Annotated in this window: 5 protein-coding genes (1 of these 5 only partly in view); 3 read left to right on the plus strand and 2 right to left on the minus strand. The window is 69.8% G+C overall.

Features of this window, described 5'->3' with window-relative positions:
- The first annotated feature begins 3 nt into the window (after positions 1–3).
- A complete protein-coding gene (prmC, locus tag BLQ43_RS06170; RefSeq protein WP_090019267.1) occupies positions 4–858 on the plus strand; it encodes a peptide chain release factor N(5)-glutamine methyltransferase in 855 nt (284 codons plus the stop codon).
- 227 nt (positions 859–1,085) lie between these two features.
- A complete protein-coding gene (locus tag BLQ43_RS06175) occupies positions 1,086–1,724 on the plus strand; it encodes a DUF4167 domain-containing protein (protein WP_090019268.1) in 639 nt (212 codons plus the stop codon).
- 339 nt (positions 1,725–2,063) lie between these two features.
- Here BLQ43_RS06175 and BLQ43_RS06180 read toward each other — a convergent pair whose 3' ends face one another.
- Positions 2,064–2,837, minus strand: coding sequence for an MOSC domain-containing protein (locus tag BLQ43_RS06180; protein ID WP_090019269.1), 774 nt, complete (start codon positions 2,835–2,837; stop codon positions 2,064–2,066).
- A 271-nt stretch (positions 2,838–3,108) separates the two neighbouring features.
- Between BLQ43_RS06180 and clpB the strand changes: the two genes are divergently transcribed.
- Positions 3,109–5,730 carry an ATP-dependent chaperone ClpB gene (gene clpB / locus BLQ43_RS06185; protein WP_090019270.1) on the plus strand — a complete coding sequence of 874 codons (2,622 nt, stop codon included), beginning with the start codon at positions 3,109–3,111 and terminating at the stop codon, positions 5,728–5,730.
- 87 nt (positions 5,731–5,817) lie between these two features.
- On the opposite strand, the gene BLQ43_RS06190 is transcribed toward clpB, so the two are convergent.
- Positions 5,818–6,715: the 3' portion of a M23 family metallopeptidase gene (locus BLQ43_RS06190; protein ID WP_090019271.1), read on the minus strand. The gene runs 212 nt beyond the window's last position; only the last 898 of its 1,110 coding nucleotides appear in the window; its start codon lies off the right edge, out of view; the stop codon is at positions 5,818–5,820.

Below are 6,715 nucleotides of genomic sequence, written 5' to 3' on the forward strand. Positions count from 1 at the left end.
GGCGTGAGCGCGACCGTCGGCGAGCTGCTGCGGGACGCGCGCGCCCGGCTCGGGGACGCCGGGGTCGAGACGCCCGCACGCGACGCGCGGCTGCTGCTGGCGGCGGCGCTGGATGTCGATGTTTCGGCGCTCATCGGGGCGGACCGCGAGCCGGTCGCGGCCGGCGCGCGCGAGCGCTTCGCCGCGATGCTGTCCCAGCGCGAAGGCCGCATGCCGGTCAGCCGCATCCTGGGCCGCAGCGAATTCTGGAGCCTGCCGCTGAGGGTCGGGCCGGCGACGCTCGACCCGCGGCCCGAAACGGAAACCCTGGTGCAGGCGGCGCTGGACCGGCTGCCGGACCGCGCGGACGGACACCGCGTGTTGGACCTGGGCACGGGCACGGGCTGCCTGCTGCTGGCGTTGCTCTCGGAGCTGCCGAACGCCTGGGGCGTGGGCACGGACGCCAGCGCCGAGGCGGCGGCCACGGCGGCGGGGAACGCGCGCGACCTGGGCTTGGCCGGGGGCGCGGCCTTCGCCGTGATGGACTGGGCGGACGCGCTTGCCGGCCGCTTCGACGTCATCGTCAGCAACCCGCCCTACGTGCGCGCGGACGAGCTGGCCGGCCTCGCGCCCGAAGTGGCGGGCCACGATCCGCGCGCGGCGCTCGTCGGCGGCGGCGACGGCCTCACGGCCTACCGCCGGGTGCTGCCCGCGATCGCGCGGCTGCTGGCACCCGGCGGCGTCGCGGCGGTCGAGGTGGGGCGTGGCCAGGCGGACTCGGTTCGGGGGCTGGCCGAGCGCGCCGGGCTGAGGGCCGGGGCGCCCGTGGCCGACCTGGCGGGGATCGCACGCTGCGTTCCCCTCGGCGCAGGGGTGTGAGCGTTGCGTGAACGCCACGCCGACTCTGGTGTGAACGGCACACGGCGAAAAAGGGTTTGGCGACATGGGGTTTCATCCCTAGGGTGCGCCAAGCGGAGCAAGGGTTCCCGCGCGCCGCCCGCAGCCGGTCGCGCCAGGGAGCGGAACGCCGGTGCGCCGTCGGAGCCGTTTTTGGGCTCGTTGCGCAAGCGCACGACAACAACCTTCCCGCAGATGCAAAGGAAACCATGAGACAAGGCACGAGTGGACGGCGGACGCGTGGCCGTTCGAGTGGCGGCGGTCGCAAGCAAGTCCCGCTCAAGATGCAGAATTTCGACAGCAACGGCCCGGACGTCCGGGTGCGCGGCACCGCGCAGCAGGTGTACGAGAAGTACCTGACGCTCGCGCGCGACGCCAGCGCGGCCGGCGACCGCGTCACGGCCGAAAGCTATTATCAGCACGCCGAGCATTACTTCCGCATCCTGAACGACAGCACCGATCCGCAGCCCGACCGCCCGCGCGAGCGCGAGGAAGCCGAGGACGGCGGCGGTCAGCCGCGCCCCTCGCGCGCCCAGCGCCGGGAGCAGTACGACCAACAGGAGCGCGAGCAGCGCACGGGCGAGGACGACGAGGGGGACGCGGACGAGTCGGCGTCGGACGACGCGGACGGAAGCGACGGCGCCTCGAACGGGCGGCGCCGCGGTGGCGGCCGCAACCGCCGGCGGACCAACAACGGCCGCAGCGCGCGCCAGCGCGACGGTCAGGGTGACGGCGACGGAGCCGACGGCGCGCGCGCCGCATCGGATGATGCCGGTGACGGGGCCGAGATGGGCCAGCCCAACGGCGCCGGGGACAACGAGGACCGGCCGGACGCACCGTCTTCCTGATTTTGCCGCCTGCTTAGAGCAGATCGCCGTAAAGGGGAATCAGTTCGTTCGGGGTGTCACGCCCACGCCGCCGTGGCCGTCCCGGCGTGATTCCCCTTGCTCGTGCGTGGACAGCCACACGGCTACCACGCCGAAGGGCGTGGGACTGACGTGTCCCGCGCCGCAGGCGCTGAAGCGGCCGACAGGCCGGTGAGCGCCGGAGACGCTGTAACCGCTCGCACAGGAAAAACAGGAACGTAGCGTGAGGTTTCCGGCTTTCCCGGCAAACACGATTTCACGCACGATGCTTTCATTTCGGAATGGGGCGCCGCGTGCGCCCCGTCGCCACGGCTGGCGGCGTTACGCCGAAACGGTCTCGGGAACAGAGACGGGGTCGCCGACCGTCAGGGGGCCGCCCACGGTCACGCGGGCGTAGACGCCCATGTTCACGTGCCCGTAGCCGCGCTTGAGCGCCTTGGGGATCTGCTCGTCGCGCTCGCCGGTGTCGGGGTTCACCGTGGTGGCCGCGCAGCGCTGCGTTTCCTCGGTCACCTGCAAGCGCAGCGGGCCGATCGTCACCGCTTCGCCGACCCATGCGCGCTCGGCCCAGGCCGGAAGGCCATCCAGGTAGACGTTCGCGCGGAAGCGGCGCGGGTCGACCTCGTGGCCGAGCACGCGGCGCAGGTCGCGCACACTTTCCAGATTGATCAGCGAGACCACGGCGTCCTGGCTGTCCGTCAGCGGGGTGTCCTGCGCGTCCACGAGCCGCGGGGCAGTAGAGACCTCACCGGCCAGGAAGGCGCCCAGGAACTGCTCGATCACCATGCGCCCCGTCGCCGTGGTGATGCGGCCCTGCGTGATCCGCTTGCCCCGGCGTGAGATGGTGAGCAGCCCGGTGTCCGCGTCGAACGCGGTCTGCAGCTGGCCGAGCCGGGCCGTGCGGGCGAGCTGGACGAAATTCTTCTTCGGCGCCCAGCCGGGCTGAACCGGTGGCAGGTCGGCGGAACCGCGCGCGATGGCGAAGCGCCGGTCACCAGGGAGGGTTTGGCCGGCCGTGAGCTCGACCCGCTCCAAGTCCTCGCCACTCAGCCCCTTCACCGGGTAGCGGCGGATTCGCGTCACACGCGGCGTCATCCTGTCGATCGCACCTTCATGCCGGCCACCGCGCCCAGCGCGGTTTTGTGCAGTGCAAAATTAGAGCGTCGCCCGTGCCCAGCTGTCAATGGCCGGTGTTTCACGACGGCGTAGGCATCCCCGTCTTGTGTTGCATTCATGCACCACCATATCCGTTCACAGGCCGTTGACGGCGGCCGGCCGCTCGCCGCTGAAGCGGGGGCGGGAAGCAGGTTTCGGCATCGTCGCGTCGCACGCCACGTCAAGCGGGTGCGAACGAGGAGGGCACACAATGGACTTCGAGAAATACACCGAGCGGGCGCGGGGCTTCATTCAGTCCGCCCAGGGGCTCGCGCTTCGCAGCAACCACCAGAAACTCACGGCCGAGCACCTGCTCAAGGTGATCATCGACGACGAGCAGGGCCTCGCCGCCAACCTCATCAGCAACGCCGGCGGCGATCCCAAGCAGGTGCGCAGCCGCGTCGAGCAGGAGCTTGGCAAGCTTCCCAAGGTCGAGGGCAGCGGCGCCGGGCAGCTTCACCTGACGCCCGAGCTGGCGCGCGTCTTCGAGCAGGCGGAGAAGCTCGCCAACAAGGCCGGCGACACCTACGTCACGGTCGAGCGGCTGGTCCTCGCCATCGCCATGGCGCAGGAAACGGCGGCCGGCAAGGCCATCCAGAAGGACGCGGGTGTTTCGCCGCAGGCGCTGGAGCACGCCATTTCCGAGCTGCGCGCGGGGCGCACGGCGGATTCCGCCAACGCCGAGGACCAGTACGAGGCGCTCGACAAGTACACCATCGACTACACCGAGAAGGCGCGCGAGGGCAGCCTGGATCCCGTTATCGGCCGCGACGACGAGATTCGGCGGACGATGCAGGTCCTCTCGCGGCGCACGAAGAACAATCCCGTGCTGATCGGTGAGGCCGGCGTCGGCAAGACCGCCATCGTCGAGGGCCTGGCCCAGCGCGTGATCAACGGCGACGTGCCGGAAAGCCTGCGCGAAAAGCGCCTGCTGGCGCTCGACCTCGGGCAGCTCGTCGCCGGCGCCAAGTACCGCGGCGAGTTCGAGGAGCGCCTGAAGGGCGTGCTTCAGGAGGTCAACCAGGCCGGCGACGTCATCCTCTTCATCGACGAGCTGCACACCCTCGTCGGCGCGGGTAGCGCGGAAGGCTCGATGGATGCATCCAACATGCTCAAGCCGGCGCTGGCGCGCGGCGAGCTGCACTGCATCGGCGCCACCACGCTCAACGAGTACCGCAAGCACATCGAAAAGGACGCCGCGCTCACACGGCGCTTCCAGCCGGTCTACGTCACCGAGCCCAACGTAGCGGAATCCATCGCCATCCTCCGCGGGCTGAAGGAGAAGTACGAGCTGCACCACGGCGTGCGCATCTCGGACTCCGCGCTGGTCTCGGCGGCGCAGCTCTCCAACCGCTACGTCACCGACCGCTTCCTGCCCGACAAGGCCATCGACCTGATCGACGAGGCGGCCAGCCGCGTGCGCATGGAGGTGGACTCCAAGCCCGAGGAGATCGACGAGCTGGACCGCAAGATCATCCAGCTCAAGATGGAGGAGGCTGCGCTCAAGAAGGAGAGCGACAAGGCCTCTCAGGAGCGCCTGGAAAAGCTGCGCAAAGAGATCGCTGAGCTGGAGGAGCGCTCGGCCGAGCTCACCCGGCGCTGGGAGGCCGAGAAGCAGAAGCTCGCAGGCGCCCAGAAGCTCAAGGAAGAACTGGAAGAGCGGCGCAACGAGTTGGAGCAGGCCCGGCGCGAGGGCAAGCTCGAGCGCGCCGGCGAGCTGATGTACGCCGTCATCCCCGACCTGGAGCGGCGCATCAAGGAGGCCGAGGCCGCCGAAGCCAGCGGCGAGCGCGCCGAGGATCAGGAGCTGATGGTCAAGGAGGAGGTCACCGAGGACGAGGTGGCCGCCGCCGTCTCGCGCTGGACGGGCATCCCCGTTGAACGGATGCTGGAAGGCGAGCGCGAGAAGCTCCTGCGCATGGAGGATGAGCTGCACAGGGCCGTGATCGGCCAGGACGAGGCCGTGAAGGCGGTGTCCCACGCCGTCCGCCGCGCGCGGGCCGGCTTGCAGGATCCGAACCGGCCCATCGGCTCCTTCATGTTCCTGGGACCGACCGGTGTCGGCAAGACGGAGTTGTGCAAGGCGCTGGCGCGCTTCCTCTTCGACGACGAGACCGCGCTCCTGCGCCTCGACATGTCCGAGTACATGGAGAAGCACTCGGTCTCGCGGCTGTTCGGCGCCCCGCCGGGCTACGTCGGCTACGAGGAAGGCGGTGCGCTCACCGAGGCGGTGCGGCGCCGGCCGTACCAGGTGATCCTGTTCGACGAGATCGAGAAGGCGCACCACGACGTCTTCAACGCGCTGCTGCAGATGCTGGACGAGGGCCGGCTGACGGACGGTCAGGGGCGCACGGTGGACTTCCGCAACACGGTGATCGTCATGACCTCCAACCTGGGCTCGGACATCATCGCCCAGTCGGCCCAGGGCACGGCCAAGCAGCAGGTGCAGGACCAGGTGATGGAGGTGGTGCGCGGCCACTTCCGGCCCGAGTTCCTGAACCGGATGGACGAGATCCTGGTCTTCCACTCCCTGACCCGGGAGCAGATGGCGGACATCGTGGAGATCCAGGTGGACAGCCTGCGGCAGATGCTGGCGGACCGAAACATCAACCTGGAGCTGGACGACGCCGCCAAGCGCTGGCTCGCGGACGCGGGCTACGACCCGGTCTACGGTGCGCGCCCGCTCAAGCGCGTGATCCAGCACGAGGTGCAGAACCCGCTGGCACAGATGCTGCTGGAAGGCCGGATCAGCGACGGCGAAACCGTCACGGTGACCGCCGGGGACTACGGCCTCGTCATCAACGGCGAGACCGTTCAGGCCGACGCCGCGTAAGCGGCGCACGTCGCGTCAACGAAACGGCCCCCGCCGGCGCGTGCCGGCGGGGGCTTTTTTCGGCGCAGGATTTGCTGTCCGCTGCGATCAGCAGGCGTTCTCGGGCTTGCTTTCGGCCTCGCCGCACGACGCCTGGGCCACGCGCGTGGGCTCGCCGCGGCGCTCGCGCATGCGGTCGATCTCGGCGACACGCTGCTTGAAAGCCTTCAGCTCCTGGCCCGTCAGTTCGTAACCGGTCGGCAGGTCGAGGCTGCGCGGGTTCACCGGCTCGCCGTGTTTGAGGATCTCGTAGTGCAGGTGCGGGCCCGTCGAGCGGCCGGTGTTGCCGACGTAGCCAATGACCTCACCCTGGTTGACATGCGCGCCGGGACGAACGCCGTCGGCGACGCGCTGCATGTGCCCGTAGGCCGTGGTGAAGGGATCGCGGTGGTCCAGCTTCACGTAGTTGCCGTAGCCGCCGTTGCGCCCGGCGTAGCGCACCACACCGTCACCCGCGGCGTAGATTGGCGTGCCGCGCGAGGCGGCGAAGTCCACACCCTCGTGCATGCGGCTGTACCCCAGCATGGGGTGCTCGCGCATCCCGTAGCCGGAGGAAATCCGCGCACCGTTCAGCGGCGTGCGCATGAGCAGCCGGCGCACCGACTTGCCCTCACTGTTGAAGTAGGTGACGCCGGTGCCCTCGGCGTCGAAGCGGTACATCTCCAGCTGCTCGCCGCGGCGCTCCACGGATGCGTAGAGCAGCGGCCCAACGCGCGCGCGCTTACCATCGGGGCCCGTGTCCGTTGCGTAGAGCACCTCGAATCCGTCGCCTTCGCGCAGGTCGCGCTGGAAGTCCACGAGGTAGCTAAGCTTGCGGATCACCGTGATCATCAGCTTCGGCGGGACCTCGTGCCGGCGGCCGGCCGCGAAGAGGCTGCTGCGAATCGTCCCCTCGGCCGCGTGGACACGGCGCTTGAGGTCGCGCTTTGTGGTGCGCGCGGCGAAT

It is taken from the genome of Limimonas halophila, assembly GCF_900100655.1.
Lineage (GTDB): Bacteria > Pseudomonadota > Alphaproteobacteria > Kiloniellales > Rhodovibrionaceae > Limimonas > Limimonas halophila.

What these genes read in the sequence shown, in the direction of transcription:
- BLQ43_RS06175 (WP_090019268.1), top strand. Translation starts at nt 1,086, where the DNA reads ATGAGACAAGGCACGAGTGGACGGCGGACGCGTGGCCGTTCGAGTGGC.
- BLQ43_RS06180 (WP_090019269.1), bottom strand. Translation starts at nt 2,837, where the DNA reads ATGACGCCGCGTGTGACGCGAATCCGCCGCTACCCGGTGAAGGGGCTG.
- clpB (WP_090019270.1), top strand. Translation starts at nt 3,109, where the DNA reads ATGGACTTCGAGAAATACACCGAGCGGGCGCGGGGCTTCATTCAGTCC.